The 21,730-nt window shown below is 40.9% G+C and carries 20 protein-coding genes and 3 pseudogenes; 17 read left to right on the top strand and 6 right to left on the bottom strand.

Features of this window, described 5'->3' with window-relative positions; translation table 11 throughout:
- Positions 1 to 165: 165 nt before the first annotated feature.
- A complete protein-coding gene (locus J2S25_RS14265) occupies positions 166 to 834 on the bottom strand; it encodes a B3/B4 domain-containing protein (protein ID WP_044391780.1) in 669 nt (222 codons plus the stop codon).
- 108 nt (positions 835 to 942) lie between these two features.
- Here J2S25_RS14265 and queG point away from each other — a divergent pair, with 108 nt between their 5' ends.
- From queG to J2S25_RS14220, 9 genes and pseudogenes are all read left to right on the top strand, one after another.
- Positions 943 to 2,088, top strand: coding sequence for a tRNA epoxyqueuosine(34) reductase QueG (queG, locus tag J2S25_RS14260; protein WP_044391778.1), 1,146 nt, complete (start codon positions 943 to 945; stop codon positions 2,086 to 2,088).
- Between the two features lie 48 nt (positions 2,089 to 2,136).
- Complete coding sequence (locus J2S25_RS14255) at positions 2,137 to 2,892, top strand: NRDE family protein (RefSeq protein ID WP_044391776.1); 756 nt, start codon at positions 2,137 to 2,139, stop codon at positions 2,890 to 2,892.
- Positions 2,893 to 2,964: 72 nt separating this feature from the next.
- A complete protein-coding gene (locus J2S25_RS14250; RefSeq protein ID WP_044391774.1) occupies positions 2,965 to 3,849 on the top strand; it encodes an amidase domain-containing protein in 885 nt (294 codons plus the stop codon).
- A gap of 85 nt (positions 3,850 to 3,934) precedes the next feature.
- Positions 3,935 to 4,411 (top strand): tRNA (uridine(34)/cytosine(34)/5-carboxymethylaminomethyluridine(34)-2'-O)-methyltransferase TrmL, encoded by a 477-nt coding sequence (trmL, locus tag J2S25_RS14245; protein ID WP_044391772.1) that lies wholly within the window; start codon positions 3,935 to 3,937, stop codon positions 4,409 to 4,411.
- 338 nt (positions 4,412 to 4,749) lie between these two features.
- Entirely contained in the window at positions 4,750 to 6,645 is a 1,896-nt protein-coding gene (locus tag J2S25_RS14240; RefSeq protein WP_044391770.1) for a PrkA family serine protein kinase, read from the top strand.
- Positions 6,646 to 6,737: 92 nt separating this feature from the next.
- Entirely contained in the window at positions 6,738 to 6,935 is a 198-nt protein-coding gene (locus J2S25_RS14235; RefSeq protein WP_241768424.1) for a hypothetical protein, read from the top strand.
- Positions 6,936 to 7,190: 255 nt separating this feature from the next.
- On the top strand, positions 7,191 to 8,360 hold the full coding sequence (yhbH, locus tag J2S25_RS14230; protein ID WP_044391766.1) for a sporulation protein YhbH: 1,170 nt from the start codon (positions 7,191 to 7,193) through the stop codon (positions 8,358 to 8,360).
- Between the two features lie 192 nt (positions 8,361 to 8,552).
- Positions 8,553 to 8,923: pseudogene (tnpA, locus tag J2S25_RS14225) on the top strand (IS200/IS605 family transposase).
- A gap of 35 nt (positions 8,924 to 8,958) precedes the next feature.
- Positions 8,959 to 9,291: pseudogene (locus J2S25_RS14220) on the top strand (helix-turn-helix domain-containing protein); the annotation flags it as partial.
- Between the two features lie 107 nt (positions 9,292 to 9,398).
- On the opposite strand, the gene J2S25_RS14215 reads toward J2S25_RS14220, so the two are convergent.
- On the bottom strand, positions 9,399 to 10,199 hold the full coding sequence (locus J2S25_RS14215) for a C39 family peptidase (RefSeq protein WP_431305982.1): 801 nt from the start codon (positions 10,197 to 10,199) through the stop codon (positions 9,399 to 9,401).
- Positions 10,200 to 10,319: 120 nt separating this feature from the next.
- On the opposite strand from J2S25_RS14215, the gene J2S25_RS14210 reads away from it, so the two are divergent.
- Positions 10,320 to 10,541 carry a hypothetical protein gene (locus J2S25_RS14210; protein WP_128721580.1) on the top strand — a complete coding sequence of 74 codons (222 nt, stop codon included), beginning with the start codon at positions 10,320 to 10,322 and terminating at the stop codon, positions 10,539 to 10,541.
- Positions 10,542 to 10,544: 3 nt separating this feature from the next.
- Positions 10,545 to 11,042, top strand: coding sequence for a PIN domain-containing protein (locus J2S25_RS14205; RefSeq protein ID WP_052807091.1), 498 nt, complete (start codon positions 10,545 to 10,547; stop codon positions 11,040 to 11,042).
- A gap of 247 nt (positions 11,043 to 11,289) precedes the next feature.
- Here J2S25_RS14205 and J2S25_RS14200 read toward each other — a convergent pair whose 3' ends face one another.
- Entirely contained in the window at positions 11,290 to 12,249 is a 960-nt protein-coding gene (locus J2S25_RS14200; RefSeq protein ID WP_044395905.1) for an NAD(P)H-dependent flavin oxidoreductase, read from the bottom strand.
- A 158-nt stretch (positions 12,250 to 12,407) separates the two neighbouring features.
- A complete protein-coding gene (gene pgoN, locus J2S25_RS14195) occupies positions 12,408 to 13,238 on the bottom strand; it encodes a glyoxal/methylglyoxal reductase (RefSeq protein ID WP_044395908.1) in 831 nt (276 codons plus the stop codon).
- A gap of 309 nt (positions 13,239 to 13,547) precedes the next feature.
- On the opposite strand from pgoN, the gene J2S25_RS14190 reads away from it, so the two are divergent.
- The 4 genes from J2S25_RS14190 (at position 13,548) to J2S25_RS14175 (ending at position 18,461) form a co-directional block, all read left to right on the top strand.
- Positions 13,548 to 14,393, top strand: coding sequence for a DegV family protein (locus J2S25_RS14190; RefSeq protein WP_044395910.1), 846 nt, complete (start codon positions 13,548 to 13,550; stop codon positions 14,391 to 14,393).
- A gap of 222 nt (positions 14,394 to 14,615) precedes the next feature.
- Positions 14,616 to 14,936 carry a hypothetical protein gene (locus J2S25_RS14185; RefSeq protein ID WP_044395912.1) on the top strand — a complete coding sequence of 107 codons (321 nt, stop codon included), beginning with the start codon at positions 14,616 to 14,618 and terminating at the stop codon, positions 14,934 to 14,936.
- 348 nt (positions 14,937 to 15,284) lie between these two features.
- Positions 15,285 to 16,736 carry a transposase gene (locus tag J2S25_RS14180; protein WP_241768537.1) on the top strand — a complete coding sequence of 484 codons (1,452 nt, stop codon included), beginning with the start codon at positions 15,285 to 15,287 and terminating at the stop codon, positions 16,734 to 16,736.
- A 528-nt stretch (positions 16,737 to 17,264) separates the two neighbouring features.
- The gene (locus J2S25_RS14175) at positions 17,265 to 18,461 is read left to right on the top strand and encodes a class I SAM-dependent rRNA methyltransferase (protein WP_044395916.1); all 1,197 of its coding nucleotides are present in this window, start codon (positions 17,265 to 17,267) and stop codon (positions 18,459 to 18,461) included.
- Between the two features lie 370 nt (positions 18,462 to 18,831).
- On the opposite strand, the gene J2S25_RS14170 is transcribed toward J2S25_RS14175, so the two are convergent.
- On the bottom strand, positions 18,832 to 19,374 hold the full coding sequence (locus tag J2S25_RS14170) for a D-glycero-alpha-D-manno-heptose-1,7-bisphosphate 7-phosphatase (RefSeq protein WP_044394006.1): 543 nt from the start codon (positions 19,372 to 19,374) through the stop codon (positions 18,832 to 18,834).
- Positions 19,371 to 20,018, bottom strand: a complete 648-nt coding sequence (locus tag J2S25_RS14165; RefSeq protein ID WP_044394005.1) for a DNA-3-methyladenine glycosylase — start codon at positions 20,016 to 20,018, stop codon at positions 19,371 to 19,373. Before J2S25_RS14165 ends, J2S25_RS14170 begins: the two co-directional genes overlap by 4 nt.
- A gap of 147 nt (positions 20,019 to 20,165) precedes the next feature.
- Here J2S25_RS14165 and ytvI point away from each other — a divergent pair, with 147 nt between their 5' ends.
- A complete protein-coding gene (ytvI, locus tag J2S25_RS14160; RefSeq protein ID WP_044394003.1) occupies positions 20,166 to 21,197 on the top strand; it encodes a sporulation integral membrane protein YtvI in 1,032 nt (343 codons plus the stop codon).
- Between the two features lie 128 nt (positions 21,198 to 21,325).
- Positions 21,326 to 21,544: pseudogene (locus tag J2S25_RS14155) on the top strand (glutaredoxin family protein); the annotation flags it as partial.
- Positions 21,545 to 21,730 lie beyond the last annotated feature (186 nt).

Below are 21,730 nucleotides of genomic sequence, written 5' to 3'. Positions count from 1 at the left end.
TAAAGTAAATAAAAGAGTTTGAAAAGACAAGCTGGTCAATTTCTTGTCTTTTTATTATTTGAGAAGAAGTATTTCTAAGTCAATCTACTGTAAGTGCATGCATTCAATCGTTAAAAAGCAAACTGAATGTTTGATCGAATACGGTTCCAGTAAAAAGGGGATGCGTCAGCACCCCGTTAGTCTGTATGTTCCGGTTCCTCCATGGATCTGCGTAAACATATTCATAAGGGATGCCGTCATTTTCTCCTTGTCTAACAGAGGGGAAGAAGGTCTTAAATAGACAATTTGCAATGCGTTTCTTGTTTCTTCTGTTACGGCAGTTCTTTCAGAATCGACAAAAGGGCTTCCGAACGGCCCGCTTGCGTCTGCAGTTACGATTAAGTTTGCGAGATTATTCGCTCTCCCGTTCAATCCTGCATACTCTTCGTTTTCTTCGCCGATTTTTATCGTAATAGGCCCTTGCAATTTGTCACTGTCATAAATTCCTATTGGGACTTGATATTCAAGCGAAAAGAAATTATTCAAATCGATTGCGCTATGAATGGACTGAAGATAATTCTGCTTAGCGATTCGTCGGTAGAGGGCTTCAGCCGAATGTCTGTATCGGTTTGGATCCTTTCCCGTAGTTTTGAAAATTCCGCGCCACTCTTTGATTCCTTCCAGTTCGGTTACGTTTTTGTCCAATAGATCAAAATATATTGATTCCTGGAAGAGCTGCAACCTGCCTTTCAACATTTGCGGAGATTCTCCTATTTGTACGTCTTGATACTCCATTATTCCGAGTGTGAACCCGGGAATGAGACCGCATATCGCATCGGAAACGTGAACTTCCATTGATTCCACCTCCAAATCTGCTTTAAAATAGTTTATCATAAAAGAGATTTGCTTTTACAATTATCGGATTTTATATAGACATCAAAATGGAAAGGAGGGATACACGTAATGGATACGGCGAGTTTGAAGAAGGAGATTATAGCTTACAGCAAAACGATCGGCATCGATAAAATTGGATTTGCATCCCCTTCGACATTTGAAGAGATGAAGGTTCGATTATACAGGCAACAGGAGCTTCGCTATCAATCAGGGTTTGAAGAAAAGGATATTGAAAAGAGAACCGAGCCTTCGCTAATTTTTGACAAACCTAAGTCGATTATTTCAATTGCACTCGCTTATCCTTCAAAAATGGGGCCAAAAGTGATTAGCAAGAAGGGGGAAAGGCGAGGAATCTTCAGTCGTGCTTCATGGGGAACAGATTACCACACTGTTCTGAGGGACAGGTTAAAAAAGTTGGAAGAATATATTGCTTTGAAAATGCCCGAAGCGCGCTTCAAATCAATGGTTGATACGGGCGAACTGGTAGATAGGGCCGTTGCGGAACGTGCGGGAATTGGCTGGAGCGGGAAAAACTGCTCGATCATTACACCGGAATTTGGATCTTACGTCTATCTAGGCGAAATGATCACGAATATTCCCTTTGAGCCGGATCATCCCATGGAGGACCGCTGTGGCAGCTGTAACAAGTGTGTGGATGTCTGTCCTACCGGGGCACTCGTACAGGGCGGCCAGCTGAATGCGCAAAAATGTATTGCTTTCGTGACACAAACGAAGGGATTTTTAGCGGAAGAATTCAGGGAGAAGCTTGGAAACCGTTTATATGGCTGTGATACTTGTCAGACGGTCTGTCCTGAAAATAAAGGCAAGGATTTTCATTTCCATACTGAAATGGAACCAAATCCCGAAATTGCGAAACCACTCCTTAAGCCGCTGTTGAGCATTAGCAATCGGGAGTTTAAAGAAAAGTTCGGACATGTATCAGGGTCGTGGCGCGGAAAGAAGCCTATCCAGCGCAATGCGATTATTGCACTTGCTCATTATAGGGATGAAACAGCAATCCCGGAGTTGATAACGGTCATGAAGGACGATCCAAGACCTGTTCTCAGAGGAACGGCGGCATGGGCACTTGGCAAAATCGGCGGCCAAGACGCGTTGGAGGCATTGCAGCATGCTTTTTCTGTAGAGAAGGATGAAGAGGTGTTGCAGGAAATAAGGAAAGGATTGTATTTTTTCGCTGAAAAAAAACAAGGATAATTTTCCATTCGCTATAAAAATTCTCTATAACGGAAAGACGTGATCATAATGTGTTTGATTTTATTTGCTTATAAATCGCACCCAAAGTATAAGCTGGTTATTGCTGCAAACAGGGATGAAGCGTATGATCGCGACACTGCGCCAGCTCATTTTTGGGAAGATGCACCGGAGCTGCTTGCCGGGCGCGATCTTGAAAAGATGGGGACATGGATGGGTGTGACTACCTCTGGCAGGTTTGCTGCCCTGACAAACTACCGTGACCCAGGTGAATATACGGCTGGAAAAAGAACACGTGGGGAGCTTGTGGTGGATTTTCTTAAGGGAACTGAGGAGCCGAAAACCTATCTTCAAAAAATAGCGCAACAGCGGCATGCTTATCCTGGATATAATCTTTTAAGCGGGGACGTTGAAGAACTTTATTATTATTCAAACACTGCAGATAAATTGTTAAAAGTGGAACCAGGCATCCACGGAGTCAGCAACCATTTGCTCGATACTGCTTGGCCCAAAGTAGAAAAAGGCAAAGCAGGGTTGAAAAAAATCCTCGCTGAAGATTCTCTTGACATGGCAGACAGCTTATTTAGCCTTTTAGAAAATGCCGATCCTGCTCCTGACCAGTTACTACCTTCTACGGGAGTTACACTTGAATGGGAACGTCTACTATCACCTATTTTCATTAAAAGTGAAAAATACGGAACGAGAAGTTCAACAGTCATTTTAATGAACGACATAGAAATCTATTTTACGGAACGAGTTTTTAAAGAAGGACAACAGACAAAGCAGGAATTTTTTATTACGATCTAAGCTAAAATAGATTTTCTATACCTCAAATTCCCTGTTGCTTCATAAACATGAAAGGGGAAGGGGGAGATGAGGATGCGAGATCAACTGCAGGAATTGCTGGAACAGCGAGTTCTTCAAATTGTATCAATGCCTCGAAGTCCATTGCATGAGTGTCCTGACATTGAGTTAAAAAAACAGAGCCTTGGAAAAAGGTCGGCAGAGATTGTAAAAGCTAAGGCAGCTGGCAGAATCAAGCACAAATTAGAAGAACAGGAGAATGCAACTGTTTTATATGATGTGCATTTTCAGTATTTGATTAGGCAAAAAGGATTATTTTACATGGAGGAGGAAGTGGAAAAGAGGCGAGCGGAATTTTACAAAGGTGTCCTAATAAAGGACGAGAAGTTGAAAAAACCAGCGGAGAACTTGAAGGAAGCGTTGCCTGCCCTTTCGGATGAAACGGGCGATCAGGATCGGAAAGGCTTTGTATATGACAGGCTAAAGGCAGTCCAGTATGCTGAGCGCTGGTGGAATGACTATAATCCGGCATATAAGAAGTTCGAAGTGGATTGTACCAATTATATATCGCAATGTCTCCATTTCGGCGGGGCACCAATGCGTGGCTACCCGAACAGAAGCAATGGCTGGTGGATGCAGAATAATAATTGGAGCTACAGCTGGTCGGTTGCCAATGCGTTACGCTTGCATATTCCCGGTTCTAAGTATGGGCTAAGGGGAAAAGTGGTGGCTAGTGCTGATAAGCTGAAACTCGGCGATGTGGTTTGTTATGATTTCCAGGGAGATGGACGCTTTGACCATACAACCATTGTGACCGGGCACGACGCGGACGGAATGCCGCTTGTTAACGCTCATACGTATAATAGCCGGATGAGGTACTGGGCTTATGAGGATTCGACAGCCTATACTCCGAATATAAAGTATAAATTCCTGACGATTACCGATGACCAAAATGACTGAATGAAGACTGGTACGGAGCCACCCGCTTTTGCGCCGAGAAGAGGAATGGTATAATTAGCTGTAGTTTTTATGAGAGGTGATATTCATGGCATTGCATGTTGTATTATACCAGCCGCTCATTCCAGCAAATACTGGCAATATTGCGCGCACATGTGCTGGTACCGATACCGAGCTTCATTTGATCCGACCGCTGGGATTTTCAACAGATGATAAGATGTTGAAGCGTGCCGGGCTGGATTATTGGGAACACGTAAAGATTCATTATTATGATTCGCTTGAGCATTTTTACGAGCAGAACGAGGGCGGAGAGTTTTATTATGTAAGCAAATTCGGCAAAAAGGGGCATTCTGCCTTTGATTATAGTGGAACCGAACAGGAGTACTTCTTTATTTTTGGCCGGGAAACAACCGGACTGCCTAAAGAAGTAATTGAAAACAATATGGACAGATGCCTCAGACTGCCTATGAATGAAAATATTCGTTCCCTAAACCTTTCCAATACTGCTGCTATCCTGATTTATGAGGCATTAAGACAGCAGGATTACCGCGATTTGCGCAAATAATAAAAGGTGATGAAAAAAGCTGCCGATTGGCAGCTTTTTTATTTTTTAGTGATCCCAGGCTTATCGTCGTAACCTGAAGTGAAGATTGCAGTCAAGAATGTAACTGTGACGCCCAAAATGAGAATTAGTTTCATGTATATAAGCCTCCCCTTGATCAATATTGTCCGTATAAAAATAATTATAGCCTATTAGCTTGGAACTGGGAAGGTGAAGCAGCTATTTTTTCGAGGAGAATAAAAAAGGACAATCAGGCAAGCTGAACGAATATGCATGTTCAAATTGTTTGGTGCATAGAATGAATTAATCGTCTCTTGATAACGCTACATGGGGAGGTCCATATGGATATTTTAAAAAAGATTGAGATGTTCCGTCAGGATGAAGAAAAGTTGAAATGGGAAGGGACGTTCAGGGAATATCTTGAAATTGTAAAGGAACAGCCATGGGTTGCTCAATCGGCACATTCGCGTGTATATAATATGATAAAAGACGCTGGAATTGAAAGCGACAAAGGCAAAAAACTATATTCCTTCTTTAGTTCTCAATTATTTGGCCTTGAGGAGGCTTTGGAAAGACTCGTCGAAGAGTATTTCCATCCAGCGGCTAAAAGGCTGGATGTCAGAAAACGAATCCTGCTGTTGATGGGACCAGTTAGCGGGGGGAAATCGACCCTTGTTACCATTTTGAAAAGAGGGTTGGAAGCTTATTCTTATACTGATAAAGGGGCGATTTACGCCATTAAGGGATGCCCGATGCATGAAGATCCGCTGCATATGATTCCGCATCATCTTCGAAAAGATTTTCAAGATGAGTATGGCATCAGAATTGAAGGCAATCTTTCGCCGCTTAATCTGATGAGAGTGGAACAGGAATATGGTGGTAGAATAGAAGATGTCCTTGTGGAAAGAATTTTTTTCTCAGAAGACAAAAGAACAGGAATTGGTACGTTCAGTCCTTCCGATCCCAAATCACAGGATATTGCTGACTTAACAGGCAGCATTGATTTCTCCACGATAGCTGAGTATGGTTCTGAATCCGATCCGCGGGCATATCGCTTTGACGGGGAACTAAATAAAGCCAACCGGGGGATGATGGAGTTTCAAGAAATGCTCAAGTGTGATGAGAAGTTTCTTTGGCATTTGCTGAGTTTGACACAGGAAGGCAATTTCAAAGCAGGGAGATTCGCATTGATTAGTGCGGATGAATTAATTGTTGCTCATACAAATGAAACGGAATACCGCTCCTTCATTTCCAATAAAAAGAATGAAGCACTGCATTCTCGGATTATCGTGATGCCGATCCCGTACAACTTAAAAGTTTCTGAAGAAGAGAAAATTTATGACAAAATGATCCGCGAGAGCGATGTGAACGATGTCCATATTGCGCCGCATACCTTAAGGGTGGCTGCTATGTTTACAATCCTTACGCGCCTAAAGGACCCGAAAAAAGGTGATATTGACCTGATCAAGAAAATGCGGCTATACGATGGCGAAAGTGTAGAGGGTTACAACCGGGCAGATGTGGAGGAATTGAAGAAAGAGCATCAGGATGAAGGAATGAGTGGAATTGACCCCCGCTACGTCATCAATCGGATTTCTTCCACCATCATCAGGAAGGAAGTCAAAACGATCAATGCACTGGATGTGTTGCGGTCATTGAAAGAAGGACTTGACCAGCACCCCTCGATTACCACAGAAACACGGGAGCGTTATTTGAACTTTATTTCACTTGCCAGGAAAGAGTATGATGATATCGCCAAGAAAGAAGTACAAAAGGCATTCGTCTACTCTTACGAAGAATCAGCTAAAACGCTGATGGATAATTATCTTGATAATGTGGAGGCCTATTGCAATAAGGCAAGGCTTCGCGATCCGCTAACTGGGGAGGAAATTAACCCGGATGAGAAGTTGATGCGTTCCATCGAGGAACAGATTGGCATTTCCGAAAATGCGAAGAAGGCATTCCGTGAAGAGATATTAATTAGAATTTCTGCTTATGCGCGAAAAGGCAAAAGGTTTGATTATAGTTCCCATGACCGCCTGCGAGAAGCAATCCAGAAAAAGCTGTTTGCTGATCTGAAGGATGTTGTAAAGATTACGACATCAACAAAAACTCCTGATGAGACGCAGTTGAAGAAAATCAATAATGTAGTTGCAAGATTAATTGATGAACATGGCTACAATTCCACTTCCGCCAATGAATTGCTTCGGTATGTTGGAAGCTTGCTAAATAGATAGTCAGCCTGGGCCTGCCGATAGCAGGTCCTCTTTTAGTTAAGGTTCAGTAGTTTATTAGTCGGCATAGAGGGAATAGTACAGCAGAGGTGATAATGATGGCAAAAGAGGATGTACAAAAAGATATACCAAAAGACTATGTTCCACAAAACAGTTCAATGGCTCGCAATGAAGAGGAGATCGAAGCTCTTGGCAAACAAATGGAGCATCGCCGCAGTGGCGAAGTTTTAAAAGAGGAATATCACAAAGTACCGGATCCAATACAATATGATCGAGCAAATGAAAAGAAATAACCTTTGCGGATGACGCAAAGGTTATTTCTTTTTAAAGCTAGTACGATCTGCATTCAAGCTCTCATTAAATTGGAAAATGGGCTTGTCCATACTAAAGAGAAAAGAGCAATTGTCAAAATTATTTGTAAATTATTCTGTCTTTTTGCATAAGATAGAGTAATTACATTTCCCTCGAGGCGAACAGCCATCGGGATATTGTATGAAACTAGGTTGTAATATGTTCCACAAAATGAAAATTTAAAGGAGGGGTTGAAAATGACCGATGAAAGCAGTCACCAGTTTGTGATTTCCCAGGAAGATTGGTCCCTCCACCGCAAAGGACATGATGACCAGCAGCGCCATCAGGAAAAGGTGCAGGAAGCAATCAAGAGCAATCTGCCTGATTTGATCACGGAAGAGAATATTATCATGTCCAACGGCAGGGATGTCGTAAAGATTCCAATAAGGTCACTGGATGAGTATAAAATCCGTTATAACTATGATAAGAACAAGCATGTAGGCCAAGGAAACGGAGATTCAAAGATCGGGGATGTTGTCGCCCAGGATGGCACCGGTCAGCAGCAGGGACCAGGCAAGGGACAGGGAGCAGGAGACCAGGCCGGGGAAGACTATTATGAAGCAGAAGTGTCGATGATGGAAATTGAAGAAGCTCTCTTCAAAGAGCTGGAGCTTCCAAATCTCAAGAAGAAGGAAGAACAGGAACATCTCGTGGAAAACATTGAATTCAATGACATCAGAAAGACAGGTTTAATGGGAAATATAGACAAAAAACGCACAATGATGTCGGCTTATAAACGAAATGCGATGACCGGAAAGCCATCCTTCCACCCTATTTATAAGGAGGACTTGAAATTCAAGACATGGAATGAGGTAATGAAGCCAGATTCTAAGGCTGTTGTGCTTGCCATGATGGATACGAGCGGTAGTATGGGGCTTTGGGAAAAATATATGGCGAGGAGCTTCTTTTTCTGGATGACCCGATTCCTACGCTCTAAATATGAAACGGTTGAAATTGAATTCATCGCCCATCATACAGAAGCAAAAGTCGTGTCTGAGGAAGACTTTTTCTCAAAAGGAGAAAGCGGCGGTACTATTTGTTCATCCGCTTATCGAAAAGCTTTAGAACTGATTGATTTGAAGTACAATCCAAGCAAGTTCAATATTTATCCATTTCATTTTTCCGATGGGGATAACCTAACCTCTGACAATGCCCGCTGTGTGACATTAGTGGAAGAGTTGATGAAGGTCTCCAATATGTTCGGTTATGGAGAAGTTAATCAATACAACCGCAATTCAACCTTAATGTCAGCGTATAAGAACATAAAAGATGAACATTTTAGATACTATATCCTCAAGCAAAAAGCCGATGTGTTCCATGCCATGAAAAGCTTTTTCCAAAAAGAAGAAAATAAAATGTACGCTTAAACAAAAATCGGCAGGATAGAATTCCTGCCGATTTTTCCTATTATTCTTTAACAGATTTCCGAAAGAAGTCTCTCATCCTCAAGGAATGGGAAGGGCTAAAGCCCATGAGTAGGTGTAAGATGAATTTCGGTTGGCTTTAGCCAAAGGTTTGGGTATAATCAGACTTAGATAGAATAAAGGATTGATTTATCAATGAAATTAGACAGTAATAATCATTCAGTATTCTTAATGTTTTACCATCTTGTTCTGGTAGTAAAATATCGCAGACAAGTGTTCGACAGTGAAATATGTGATTTCGCAAAAGAAAAGTTCACTGAAATCGGAAGTAAGTACAATATTTCTTTAGTAGAATCATGATAAAGATCCTATTCACATCTTATTCAAAGCACATCCAAACTCTGAATGATCAAAGTTCATCAATGTTTATAAGAGTGGCAAGTTCTCGATTGATAAAGAGAGATTTATCGCATATCAGAAAAAAGCTAGGGAAAGAAATGTTCTGGTCAAGAAGTTTCTACCTGCATACAACAGGCGGTGCTCCAATTGATGCCATCAAAAAATAGATCGAAAATCAAGGTCAAAAGTGAGGCGAATGGATATGACCAAACAAAACAAAGCTTTCAAATTTCGATTGTTGCCAAACAAAGAACAGGAAGTGTTATTAGCTAAAACATTTGGTTGTGTTCGTTTTGTCTATAACAAGATGTTAGCTGAACGCAAGGACACCTATGAGAAGTTCAAAGACGATAAAGAAGCACTTAAAAAGCAAAAGTTTCCGACTCCTGCAAAATATAAAGGGGAATTTCCATTCCTAAAAGAAGTGGATTCACTAGCCTTAGCGAACGCACAAATCAACTTGCAGACTGCCTATAAGAATTTCTTTGAAGGAAATGCAGAATTTCCAAAGTTCAAGAACCGTAAAGGCAAGAGGGTTAGCTCGGTCAGTTTTCGTTGGCTAGTAAAAGCAGCGATAAGTCGAGAAGCCCCCACTTCAAGCGACCAGTAAGGGTGGTAAGTGGTGGGAGTAGTTCACAACTGCTACTTTTGAATGCCAATTGCCTGGCTCCCCATTTGAATCCACGCCTGTTCAAATGCTTTGCGCGAAACTGGCTTATAACCAGAGCTACCGAGGGGGTCATTGATGTATAAATAATTTTCATCATAGCCAACGATTACTACACTGTGCTCATTGTACGTGATCTTAACATCCCCAGTATTGGTTTTCCAGGTGGTGAACTCGGATTCTGGAAGCGGAGCGAACGTCGAATTGATGATTACCCAGACCGGCGAACCGCTGTCAAGCAACGCAGTTACTGCCTGAAATGGTTGTCCCGTTACATCTTTGATCTTGCCCGGAAGAAAGGTTTCTGCAAGGTTGGCAACTGGTCCATGATAAACACCATAACCAGATTTGCTGAAAGTATAAATGTCGCCAACAAATCCATCATACGGATTGCCTCTGACATAATTCGCGTCGCGGAAGGGGATTTTATATATTTTTTTTGCCAATGTCATCTTATCTGTTGCTATCCCTTCGTATTGCAGCAACATGCTCAGGCTGGTTACTTCGCAGCCTCGCTGCAATTCGGGAAGCTGACTGATATGGGGAACCCCATCGATGATTATTTTTTCTTCCTTATTCGTAAATTCCTTAAGCAGGTTTTTATCGTCTATATTCTTCGTCACCACATGAGCTTGCGTCCGGGTGATTTTGGGCACTTCATCAGCTCTCGCCTCAGCTGTAGGGTTATCAATGGACCGTATTTTTTCAGCTCCAAGGAAGGTGAACAGGAAAAGGGCTCCTAGTGAAAATGTCCTCAGCAAGAATTTTTTATCCAAAATATCGTCTCCTTACCAACATCTCTAGATCAATCTTATACAAGTTTCGACATTGGTTCAATAGACTAATGGATTTTTATCGGGAAAAAAGGGAATGAACCAATTCGTAGCGCTATTCTGTTGAAGTTAGTTAATTCTCCACAAATGGTGAGACGTTATTGCTCTGAAGGGAAAATTGAAGCTTACCAAACATTAGAAGGTAGTGGTAAGTGGAAAATTCCGATTGAGCAGTTCAAGAACCATCCAAATTGGAATAAATTCATCCAGGATAAGAAAAATGTGCAGATATATAACATGAAAACAGCAGATATTATGCTGGAAATGTTAGCAAGAGAGGATTAATGGATGACGGTATTTGGAGATAAGGTAATATACGTATTAGATACCAACACATTTAGATATGAAACCAACCCAGGAGCACAAGCAGTACACAAAGCAGCACCCAATCAATTTTGGCTTAAAGTTAAGGATGAGCTTCTTAATCAAAAAGTGAATCTCTACACTCCTAACGAGGTCTTACGGGAGTTAGAGGTTCAATTTTTTGGTTTAAGAGACACAGAAAAAGAAGATATCGGGGAATTATTGAAAACCCAAATCGTCATTCCTGACAATGTTTATAACATTGAACTTGAACACCATATTAGAGTAATGTCTGCTTATGTTCGTTCAAAATATAATATAGTAATCGGTACTGATTTCGAAATGCTTCCCAAAAAGGTTAATTATCCTGCGCAGAAAACTTCTTGCTGCATACAGCAGAGGAGGTATCCTGGTAACGAGCAACATCAAGGACTTTATTTTATATCCTTTATTATTCGAAGCAAACGAACAAAGGCTATTTAATCTTTTAGACGGTTCTTTCAAGCAATTAAGCTCATGGAATCACGCTATAATTACCAGTGATGCTGATTTTGTAGCTATGAGAAACGAGTTAGACAAACTAATAGAAGGAAATAACCCTCTTTCTTTATAGAGAAAAGGGTTATTTTCCTTTCAAAGCATTCTGTCTAATTGTTCGCAGGTTCAGAGCAATAAGGATGACTATGCCCAGTGTGCTCATTAAAGCTAACCCTGTGCCCAACGGATTTGTTTAAGCAAAGGCGGATGATATATATTCGAGCCTTAATTTTTCAATTATTTTCCTTACTGGAAGGATTTCTTTTATTTCTCCTACCCTGGCACCAGCAAACACGAGGCCATTCTCTACATCTCCTGCTACTGATGTAAGCAGAGAGTCTAGTGTGCAGAATTGATAGGAGCAATTTTTCAGGCAATCCCGGCATTTTTTGATTTTTAATTTATCGGAGGTTGTGATTAGCCTGGTAAAATTATTTGCTATAGCGCGGCCGTGTAATCCCACAGTTGTTTTTACCAGCAGTAGGTCGTTCTCTTCAGCGGAGACGTATTTTTCCTTAAAGCTTTGCGGAGCATCGCATTCTTCACTGGCAACAAACCTTGTGCCCATTTGGACGCCAGAAGCTCCAAGCGACATTGCCTTTGCAATATCAGCACCAGTCATGATTCCACCGGCAGCAATTACCGGAATCGATACAGATTCGACAATCTCGGGGAGTATTTCAAACAAGGGTCTGTCTGTTCCAAGATGGCCACCTGCCTCAAAGCCCTCGACCACCACCGCAGCAGCACCCAAACGTTCTGAAATTTTTGCCAGCTTTGCCGAGGAAACAATGGAAATTACCGGGATTCCAGCTTGTTTGCCCCATGAATACATATCCCTTGAGATTCCAGCACCCGAGATAATGAAGTCTACTTTTTCATCTAATGCTGCTTTCATTTTTTCAGCAAAATCATTCATCGCAAACAAGACATTAACGCCGATATAGCCTTTGCCCAGGATTAACTCTCTGGCTCTCCTGATTTGTATCCGTAATTCCTCGGTCGAAATCCCAGTTCCGGAAATGATGCCGATCCCACCTGCATTCGCTACTGCAGAGGCTAATCCGCTCAGTGAGATTCCTACTCCCATTCCTCCCTGCAAAATTGGAACACTTGTAACCATATGACCGATTTTAAGTTCTGGGAAATTCATGCTAATACCCCTTTCAGACTGTATTCTTTTGCAGTTTAACATGGGATGTAGGAAAAAGAAGTGATTTTTAGCACCAGATATTAATTATAGGTATCATTATTTGGTATTAATTTTTTATAAAAAAAAGACGCAGAAAATTAATTCTGCGTCCAACGTATTTAAAAATCAAAATTATCAGGATCCGCACCAATACGATCATCTTTGTTCAAGCTGTTCAGACGTCCCATGTCTTCGGACGAAAGTTCAAAATCAAAGATATCTGCATTTTCGATAATGCGATGCTCCTTAATCGATTTTGGTATAGTTACAACACCATTTTGTAAATCCCAGCGAAGGATGATCTGCGCTGGTGACTTGTCATGCTTTTTGGCAATTTCAACAATTGTCGGTTCCGTCAATAGTACTCCTTGTTTTAATGGAGACCACGCTTCCATTTGAATTCCTTCTGCTTTACAAAATTCCAGCAATTCAGTTTGAGCCAAATGCGGATGGTATTCAACCTGGTTAACCATTGGCTTAATTTCTGCATCCGCCATCAAATCTTTTAGATGGTGAATATGGAAGTTACTTACCCCAATTGCGCGGACTCGGCCGTCTTTATAAAGCTTTTCAAGAGCTTTCCATGTTTCCTTATATTTGCCGGCAACTGGCCAGTGGATTAGATAAAGATCAAGATAGTCGAGGCCCAGCTTTCCCATGCTAGTCTCAAAAGCCTGAAGAGTCGATTCATAACCTTGATCTGAATTCCACACCTTTGTCGTGATAAACAACTCCTCACGAGCAACACCAGCTTCTTTTAGCGCTTGTCCTACGCCTTCCTCATTCTTGTAGACCGCAGCTGTATCAATGCTTTTATAACCATGCTTAAGGGCTGCTTTTACAGAATCAACTACCTCTGAGCCTTCCTTTACTTTGAATACGCCCAGACCAAACCAAGGCATCTTGACTCCGTTATGTAATGTAGTAGTATCCTGAAGATTTTTTGGCATTTTGTCCGCCTCCCATAAAATTAGTACACTTCTATTTTCTCATATTTTTGAATTAATCAAAAGTAATTGAGATTTTTTAGCCTGTATTGCAGAAAAAAAGATTAAAATGCAGGAAATAAGGGAATGGTAAAGGTGCACGAAATATGTTTCTCCTAGCTTAAACATGTGTCAATGTGAGTACCTTTTTATGTTTTTAAACAAATAAATCGTATTCTTAAAAAATTATTAATAGTTTTATAAGGAAATTTCATATATCATGGAATTGGTAAGCTTATTCATCAATATTTTTAACGGAGATCAGGAGAAAATATGACAACATTAAATAACATTGCATGGGTAACCGATAGTACAGCTTCACTAACTGAAGCATTCATAAAAGAAAACGATATATATGTTGTACCTTTAAGCATTATTTTTGGGGAAGAATCCTATTTGGAAGGTGTTGATATTACCGCAGAGGATTTTTATCCAAAGCTTTCAGCATCGAAAGTCCTGCCAAAAACTTCGCAGCCCGCGATCGGTGAGTTTGTGGAACTATACAAGAAACTCAAGCGGCAATACAAGCATGCGATTGCAATTCATGCTTCAAGTGAACTTACAGGAACATACCAATCATCGGTAGCTGCTTCCAGCATGGTAGACTTCAAGGTCGATGTCATCGATTCAAAAATTGGTTCTTTCCCGTTTGGGCGTATGGTTGAAAAAGGGATTGAGCTTCAAAAGGAAGGCAAGTCATATTCAGAAATCGTTTCCTATTTAAGAACGCTACCGGACAAGGCCAATTTGTATATGGCTCCGGGAAGCTTGGAACAGCTCCATAAAGGGGGACGACTCTCGACTACCCAAGTGATCATCGGCAGCTTGATCAAACTAAAGCTGATTGTTAGGTTTGATGATGGAAAGGTTGTTCTGTTTGATAAAATCAGGACAGAAAAAAAGGTGAAAGAGCGCTTGTTCCAAATTTTTGCCGAAGCATCTGATAACGTGAAGGAAGCCAGTGTCATTCATGGCAATGTGCAGCAATTGGCGAATGAATGGAAGGCAGAATTACAGCAGCGTTTCTCAGGTATTTCTTTTACTACGACTACATTCAGTCCAGTTGCCGGCACACATACCGGTCAAGGTACAATTGGATTGGCATGGTTAAATGAATAGCACCATTACAGGAATCAGCCTAAGTAAGGCTGGTTCTTTTTTACCTAGATTTCATTTCTGAATGGGAATCCCGGAACGGGTATCGGAAGTCCTGCTATTACGGAGTTTTGACAACTTTTTGAATGAAATATGTGAATAAAAAATGAACTAATTTTACAAAGCCACTTGTTTCGATTTCAGCTTACTATAATAAAAAGTGTAATCTAAACGGAGGTGCCAATAATGAACGTAACAACGATTATAGAGCTGGAAAATCGTGAAGTGGAGAAAATGGCAGGAGCAAAACTGGTGTTTACCCAGGAGCGGATTGATACAAATATCGTGGAAACATGTGTAGATTGTTTTCAATATGAAGGAACGGATAAGTGCCTGGATACGGATGATGCCATGCAAAAGGTATTTGAAACTTTGAAGGCTAAAGGATTCATTCCTGAAGCAGTACAACGCTTTTCCTACGAAATGCCTTCCTGTGAGAGATTAGGAAAAGACATTTACGAAGAAGAAGACATGCCGCAAAATGTCGTCATGAGTTTTGCAATATGAAAAATGCTGAAAAGGAGTTCACGATGAACTCCTTTTTTTATTTAAAAAGCTATATTAAGAGCCACAGGACAAAAATCCCTAACCCTTGACAGTATTGACCTTTTTTAATGTTAAATTAAAAAGTGTTCCCACTGCTTGTGGGTGGAACGAATACTTTTCAATTTGTCAAATCCGATTTTGGGCGAAATTTAAGCAAAATCGGCTGTTTTATACTATTGGAACCCTAATTTTTTACAGGGCTTTTATGGGAAACGGAAACTTTGCTAATTTTGACAAAAAGAAAAGCCATAATGAGGTTCCTTTGGTAAAATAGAAGTGACAAATCAACTATCACGAAAGGAGTCCATTATGACTACTTCTATTATACCAAAACCTCATTTAAATGTAATCTATCTTCAACCCTCGTTTTCATTTATGCAAGATAGTTTCTCCTCTTTGCGCCAACTTCCTTATGTAAAATTGGCGCTTGCTTTCCCTTGGGAGGAAGTTTTCGCTCCCATTGAACAAGACTATCTCAACGCTCGGTTCCAACGCTATTCAGATCAGAGAAACCAAAAGGATTCCGATCCATTTCAAGTGGATTTATTCCCCCACTTTCCGAACGAAGTGAATGCGCAACCTAAGAAATCTTCCAAAGGACGCAAAGGAATTGATTTTTATTCCCTTTTTAAATCGTTTCTTTTGGCCCCACTTCTCTATGTAGAAGTCATGGTCACGAGTGTCCCTCTTCAAGTTGCAGGAAACTCTGATTTTCGAACAGTTTGTGGTTTTTCTGATATTCCATGCCTTAAGTCCTTTGAACGATTCGATCAGATTATGATTGAAAACGGATTATGGGAAAAGGCTCGTCTACGAATGGTGCAGTTTAACATCAAACAAGGAATCATAGAGGAAGAAGAACAATTGGCAGTCGATACTACACATGTCGAAGCTGAAGCCACTTTAAATGCGACTCGTAAGTGTGGCCATAACGAACCATGTGACTGCCCTAAGATTCCTACAGATGACAATGTTGGACTCATGAGAAAAAGTAACACCGTCACCTACATTGCTCATAAAGTAGCGCTAGTGTGCGGTGTCAAATCAGAACTCCCTTTATCTAGAAGTGTTTTCAAAGGGGGCGATCACGATGGCACAACTCTCAAGGCCACTTTGGAAAAGGTAGCTCAAGATCTTCCCGAAGAATGGTTGAAAAACGTCCAATACGTAAGCGCAGATGGAATCTATCAAAATAAAGAGAACCAGGAACAAACAAAAAATATTCTTCAAGCCAAACTACTGTCGCCTATTAATCCACTGAAAATAAAGGAACAAAAATTAGATGCTCGTGGGATGACAAAACTCGATAAGTATGGTGTTCCACATTGTTTAAGTGGGCATAAATTGAAATTAAAAGGACTTGATGAAACCAAAAAACAATATGTTTGGACATGTCCTGTATTCGATCCAAAGTATAAGCAAGATGGGCTTTCTTGTACGGAAGCTTGCCATATTCAATGTTGTAGTGGAGCCCAAACGGGTAGAACCGTTCGAATTCAACAAACACGATCTCCTCAAATAGATCCTGAATTTCCGCAACATCTTCAATCGTTTAAAACCAAATATGCGGAAAGAACGGCCATTGAACGGGTCAACGCACAGGCCAAAGAAGGGCTTAGTATGCGTAGAGTTCACAAACGAGGACGTGTAGCAGTCGAGGCTCATGTAGATCGATGTATCTTAACTGCACACACCTTGGCTTATATGTCCGTTCAAGAAACAGGTCAACTCTATCGAGGTTGGACAAGACTATCTGCATAATAGTATCTACATATCATTACCAATTTTTGTAAACCTAAAAACTGACGACGGGATTGCCATGTCCTTTTTTAGTACTCGTTTACAAAAAAAGGAAATGACGCGCTGGGATTTTAGAAAAATCACCTAAGCAGCTCCATCTACATCCTAATATTTTCAAATTGTTTTATCCCAATTTTAATTTTGTCCTGTGGCTCTAAAGAATAATGATGATTTATAACAAAGAAAAGGACTTCTAATTGGAGTTTCTCTGTGTCAAATATCTTCTTTGAACGCCTAAAGGTAAAGGGCAAACTCCACCTAAATTTTTTCATTTGCGTATTTTGTCTACATATTGAAATTGGAGTGAAAAGGTTACCTATCATCATGCAATAAAGCCCTTGAGTAAGAATTAAGAGGCCAGGAATTGATGATGGTGGAATTGCTGCAATACTTAGGAGCATAATCTATAGGAAGATGTGTAATATTTTGGATTGTGATATTATGTTTCTTATATGGATAATCAGGACAAAACATAGTAAGGATGACTCGATGAGACAGGTCGTAAAAGTACCATTAAAATCAAATTCAGTAAAAGATATCAAGAATGGATATCCATTACTTGTAAAAGATGCCATTAAAGATTCAGAAGTGGTTATGCAAGAAGGAAATTTATTATATTTAGTGGATCTTAATGGGGCCTTTATAGGGACCGGCTACTATGGGAAACAAAATAAAGGGATAGGCTGGGTATTAACTCGTAAGGAAAAAGAAGAGATTGATGTTTCTTTTTTTGAGAGGAAAATTCGTGAAGCAGTAGAGAAACGGGATAGATTTTTTGCCTCAGAAGATACCAATGCTTTCCGGGTTTTTAACGGGGAAGGAGACGGGGTTGGTGGCATAACGATCGACTTCTTCAACGGCTTTTATATGGTGAGCTGGTATAGTGAGGGGATTTATTCGTTCCGAAAAGACATCTATCAAGCACTAAACGAAGTCGTAGATGCTCTCGGGATTTATGAAAAATTACGATTTGATACGAATGGTCAATATTTGGATCAAGATGATTTTGTGTCAGGTCAAAAAGGTGAGTTCCCATTGGTGATAAAGGAGAATGGCATGAATTATTTCGTTGATTTAAACGATGGGGCCATGACAGGAATTTTCTTGGATCAAAGAAATGTTCGAAAAGCCTTGCGTGACAAGTATGCAAAAGGCAAAACGGTCTTGAATACTTTTTCCTATACTGGAGCATTTTCAGTAGCTGCGATTTTGGGTGGAGCAGCAAAAACGACAAGTGTTGATTTAGCCAAGCGCAGTTTACCAAAAACGCTCGAGCAATTTTCGGCTAATGGAATTAATTTTGAATCGCAGGATATTAAGGTGATGAATGTTTTTGATTATTTTCGATATGAAGAGCGTCATGGTTTGAAGTTTGATATTGTGGTCTTGGATCCACCAAGCTTTGCGCGTACAAAAAAAATGACCTTTAGTACAGCTAAAGATTATCCGAAGTTCATAAAAGACACGCTGAAAATTACTAATGATGACGGTTTAATTATTGCATCAACCAATAATGCGAGCTTTAACATGAAGAAGTTCAAATCATTTATTGATAAAGCATTTAAGGAAATGAATGTTGGCTATAAGATTTTGGAAGAGCATCAGTTACCTGAGGATTTTGCTGTCCCACACAACTTTCCTGAGTTTAACTATTTAAAAGTTTTGTTCATCAAAGTAAGGAAATGAGAAAAAATGTTAAATAGCCCTGAATAAACGTCTTGAGGAGTTAGCGGCAAACGGCTTGCCTAAGCGTTGGGCTATGTGCTAGTGCTGGACAAATTTATTTTGACAGGTTTGGGGATGTAGAGCGAAAAGTTGTCAAGAAACCCCTGTTATTTTGACAGGTTCTATGTTCTTATCAAAAAAACCGATCCTGTGAGAGTTTGGGGTGAAATTATTTATTTGGATGGTGATAGGCTCGGTTGCTATCGGAAAGGTTTGAGCAAAGCGAGGAGAGACTCACCTGTCGCACCGCGGAAAGCGAGTGTCTGGAGTGAAAATCGATTATCAGCCAAACACCAAAAAGGACCGGGCGATTTTTGCCCGGTTTTTCTGATCATTTGTCCGTTTTTTCCTCTAAAAGTTCGAGTATGAGTGGGACAGCAGCTTGTAGGGAAGGTGCTTTTCTGTCTGCACTTGTTTTGTCGGAACCGATAAAGACGGTTTTGCAACCGACTTTTTTTCCAGCTTCTATATCGCGCTCATGGTCGCCGACCATCACACTTCCCTCCAGTGCAATGTTATGCCTGCTGGCGAGGTCCAGGAGCATCCCGGCGTTTGGTTTTCGGCAATCGCAGTCGGCATTTGGCTTGTGAGGGCAGTAGGCTATCTCCTTGATCTGGCCGCCATATCCTTTGATTTTCTCGCTCATAGTGTCATGGATTTCGTGCAGCCGTTTTTCTTGTAAAAATCCCAGTCCAACTCCTCCTTGGTTGGTAACAACAAAAATGTCATATCCTGCATTGCTCAATTCTGCTACGGCTTGACCAGCCCCTTCGAGCAAAAATAGGTCTTTCGGGGAGTTGACGAATTTGACCCGGTGGGATAATACTTCATTGAGAACACCATCCCTGTCTAAAAAGATCGCTTGCTTTTTCATTTTGATCCTCCATTGGTTCTGCTTATTTTGTCAGCATTCTGGTGGCGAGAAACAAATCGGTTGCCGGTGATCCAAAACCGCCATGGGTAGTTCTTTGCTACTCCCGAGTTATCGATGCCAATTCTTTTCCCAGACGAAATGCTTTCTGGTATCGAATCACGTGCTGCGATGAAAAGAGGTTTCTTCGTTAACGGATGTCCGTAATCTGACATTTGGATCCCCAGCGCTTTTGTCAGCTTCCCTGGCCCATTGGTGAGATTGGCTGATAATGGCATCCCTCGTCGCTTCACCATTAAATCCAAGCCAAATAGTGGTTCCACTCCCCTGATCAACACAGCTTCCGGATTGCCTGCCTTGCCGCTGACAATATTGAAAAGAGTATGGGTATGCATGACATATGTATAGGCCAATCCTGCTTGGTGGAACATAATCTCCGTTCTCGGCGTCCTTCGGTTTTGGTAACTGTGTGCTGCCTGATCTATCGGGCCCATATATGCTTCCGTCTCGACAATCATTCCAGCTGCTGCTCCTTCTGCAGTTTCTTTTACGAGGATGCAGCCCAGCAGGGAGGTGGCCAAGTCTAGAGTAGGCTGATGAAAGAAATCCTCTTTGAGCGGAGACAGAAAGGTAAATTGCTCCCTCATATGATCTCCTCCTTTCGTACTTTTTATCGTTATACCCTTTCAAACGGAAAAACAAAATTATCTGCGAAAAAATAGCCGTAAACGCCAAGATGGTATATAGTAATTTTAAAGCTACATGCTTTAGGTTTTTATAAGGGAGTATAGATTATGTGGAAAAAATGGTTAACGATTGGTGTGGCTACAGCAGTCATCTTCTTTCTTATTCCTTACAGCCTGCCGCTCATTTTTGCCTTCCTGACAGCAGTCATGCTCGAAGGTGCGGTTCAATGGATCATGAAAAGATTTTCATTTCAGCGTCTTCATGCCGTGACCGCTGTGTTCCTTGGATTTGTGCTTCTTCTGGCAGTAATTGGCTATAATCTTGTCTCGATTATTGCTCACCAGGCAGTGTCATTATCGGAAAAGACGCCAACCTTTGTAAAGGACATGTACAAAACTGGGATTCTGCCATTGATGCATAAATGGGAATTCTACTCGAAAAATTTCCCGTTGGAAGTAATTGCTCAAATTGAGCAAACAATCGAAAAAAACATTAATGCCCTCGATTCCTTCCTTCAGCAAGTTGTAGCAGGGATTATCAACCTGCTCTCTGCTATACCGGGATTCATGATTGAGTTTCTTGTGTATTTAATTGCGTTATTCTTGTTCAGTCTTGAACTTCCCAAATTAAAATTGAAGCTTGAGGCCCATTTGAAAGAAGAAACCCGTCAAAAAGTCTTTTTTGTCGGCAGCCAATTAAACAAGGCAGGAATTGGATTTTTAAAAGCTCAAGTCATCTTGAGTTTTGTCACATTCGTCATGTCAATGGCTGGTATGAGCATATTAGGGGTGAAGTATACCGGTCTTCTGTCCTTGCTGATTGTTGCAGTGGACATTCTGCCAATTCTCGGGACAGGTTCGGTACTTGTTCCCTGGGCGGTCATTGCAATTCTCCAGAACAACCATTTTCTCGGGATCGGGTTGCTCATTCTGTTTCTCGTCATTACGGTAGTCCGAAGAGTGATTGAGCCAAAAATTTATTCTTCCAGCTTGGGGATCTCGCCGCTTGCCTCATTGATCAGCATGTATATCGGTCTCAAACTATTAGGAATAGCAGGGGTCTTTATCGGTCCGATCGTTGTGATTATTTATGAAACGTTAAGAAAAGCGAAAGTGATTAAGCTCAACTTCAGAATTTAAATCGGGATATTGGATTATCGGCACTTTTGCATATATACTACCATTAAAGCTTGGTTTTAGGAGGGAAGGCAATGTCAAAAAGCACATTAACATTATACACTAGGCCGATGTGAACAGATTGCCAGGAGGCGAAGGAGTTCCTTTCGCAAAAGCATGTTCCTTATAAAGAAATCAATGTACAGGATGAACCGGAAGTGGAGAAACAGCTGAAGGAATTGACCGGAACCATAATCGTTCCAGCCTTCATTTTTACAAATACAAAGATGCTGTTCTTAAAAAATAAAAAGGTATTGATCGGATTTGAAAATAACCGGAGTGAAATTGAAAAACTTGTAGGTAGCTTATAACTAAAACTAAAAAGCCATCCCAAATGGGATGGCTTTTTAGTTGGTATGGAACCAAATTAACATATAGTAATCTGTCATGGTAGGGCAATGATTTTAATTCCGAGTTGACTTATCAGAATACATGTATTATATTATTTGAGAAAGAAAACGAAGGGGGAAAAAGCAGTGACCACTGGATTAGTGATA

The sequence above is a fragment of the Mesobacillus stamsii genome (genome assembly GCF_030814065.1).
GTDB lineage: Bacteria > Bacillota > Bacilli > Bacillales > Cytobacillaceae > Mesobacillus > Mesobacillus stamsii.
This window is presented reverse-complemented; position numbering and strand designations above follow the sequence as displayed.

What these genes read in the sequence shown, in the direction of transcription:
- J2S25_RS14165 (WP_044394005.1), bottom strand. Translation starts at nt 20,018, where the DNA reads ATGAGGGAGCAATTTACCTTTCTGTCTCCGCTCAAAGAGGATTTCTTT.
- pgoN (WP_044395908.1), bottom strand. Translation starts at nt 13,238, where the DNA reads ATGCCAAAAAATCTTCAGGATACTACTACATTACATAACGGAGTCAAG.
- J2S25_RS14255 (WP_044391776.1), top strand. Translation starts at nt 2,137, where the DNA reads ATGTGTTTGATTTTATTTGCTTATAAATCGCACCCAAAGTATAAGCTG.
- J2S25_RS14200 (WP_044395905.1), bottom strand. Translation starts at nt 12,249, where the DNA reads ATGAATTTCCCAGAACTTAAAATCGGTCATATGGTTACAAGTGTTCCA.
- J2S25_RS14240 (WP_044391770.1), top strand. Translation starts at nt 4,750, where the DNA reads ATGGATATTTTAAAAAAGATTGAGATGTTCCGTCAGGATGAAGAAAAG.
- J2S25_RS14185 (WP_044395912.1), top strand. Translation starts at nt 14,616, where the DNA reads ATGAACGTAACAACGATTATAGAGCTGGAAAATCGTGAAGTGGAGAAA.
- J2S25_RS14190 (WP_044395910.1), top strand. Translation starts at nt 13,548, where the DNA reads ATGACAACATTAAATAACATTGCATGGGTAACCGATAGTACAGCTTCA.
- queG (WP_044391778.1), top strand. Translation starts at nt 943, where the DNA reads ATGGATACGGCGAGTTTGAAGAAGGAGATTATAGCTTACAGCAAAACG.
- J2S25_RS14250 (WP_044391774.1), top strand. Translation starts at nt 2,965, where the DNA reads ATGCGAGATCAACTGCAGGAATTGCTGGAACAGCGAGTTCTTCAAATT.
- J2S25_RS14205 (WP_052807091.1), top strand. Translation starts at nt 10,545, where the DNA reads ATGACGGTATTTGGAGATAAGGTAATATACGTATTAGATACCAACACA.
- ytvI (WP_044394003.1), top strand. Translation starts at nt 20,166, where the DNA reads ATGTGGAAAAAATGGTTAACGATTGGTGTGGCTACAGCAGTCATCTTC.
- J2S25_RS14235 (WP_241768424.1), top strand. Translation starts at nt 6,738, where the DNA reads ATGATGGCAAAAGAGGATGTACAAAAAGATATACCAAAAGACTATGTT.
- J2S25_RS14265 (WP_044391780.1), bottom strand. Translation starts at nt 834, where the DNA reads ATGGAAGTTCACGTTTCCGATGCGATATGCGGTCTCATTCCCGGGTTC.
- J2S25_RS14170 (WP_044394006.1), bottom strand. Translation starts at nt 19,374, where the DNA reads ATGAAAAAGCAAGCGATCTTTTTAGACAGGGATGGTGTTCTCAATGAA.
- trmL (WP_044391772.1), top strand. Translation starts at nt 3,935, where the DNA reads ATGGCATTGCATGTTGTATTATACCAGCCGCTCATTCCAGCAAATACT.
- J2S25_RS14175 (WP_044395916.1), top strand. Translation starts at nt 17,265, where the DNA reads ATGAGACAGGTCGTAAAAGTACCATTAAAATCAAATTCAGTAAAAGAT.
- yhbH (WP_044391766.1), top strand. Translation starts at nt 7,191, where the DNA reads ATGACCGATGAAAGCAGTCACCAGTTTGTGATTTCCCAGGAAGATTGG.
- J2S25_RS14180 (WP_241768537.1), top strand. Translation starts at nt 15,285, where the DNA reads ATGACTACTTCTATTATACCAAAACCTCATTTAAATGTAATCTATCTT.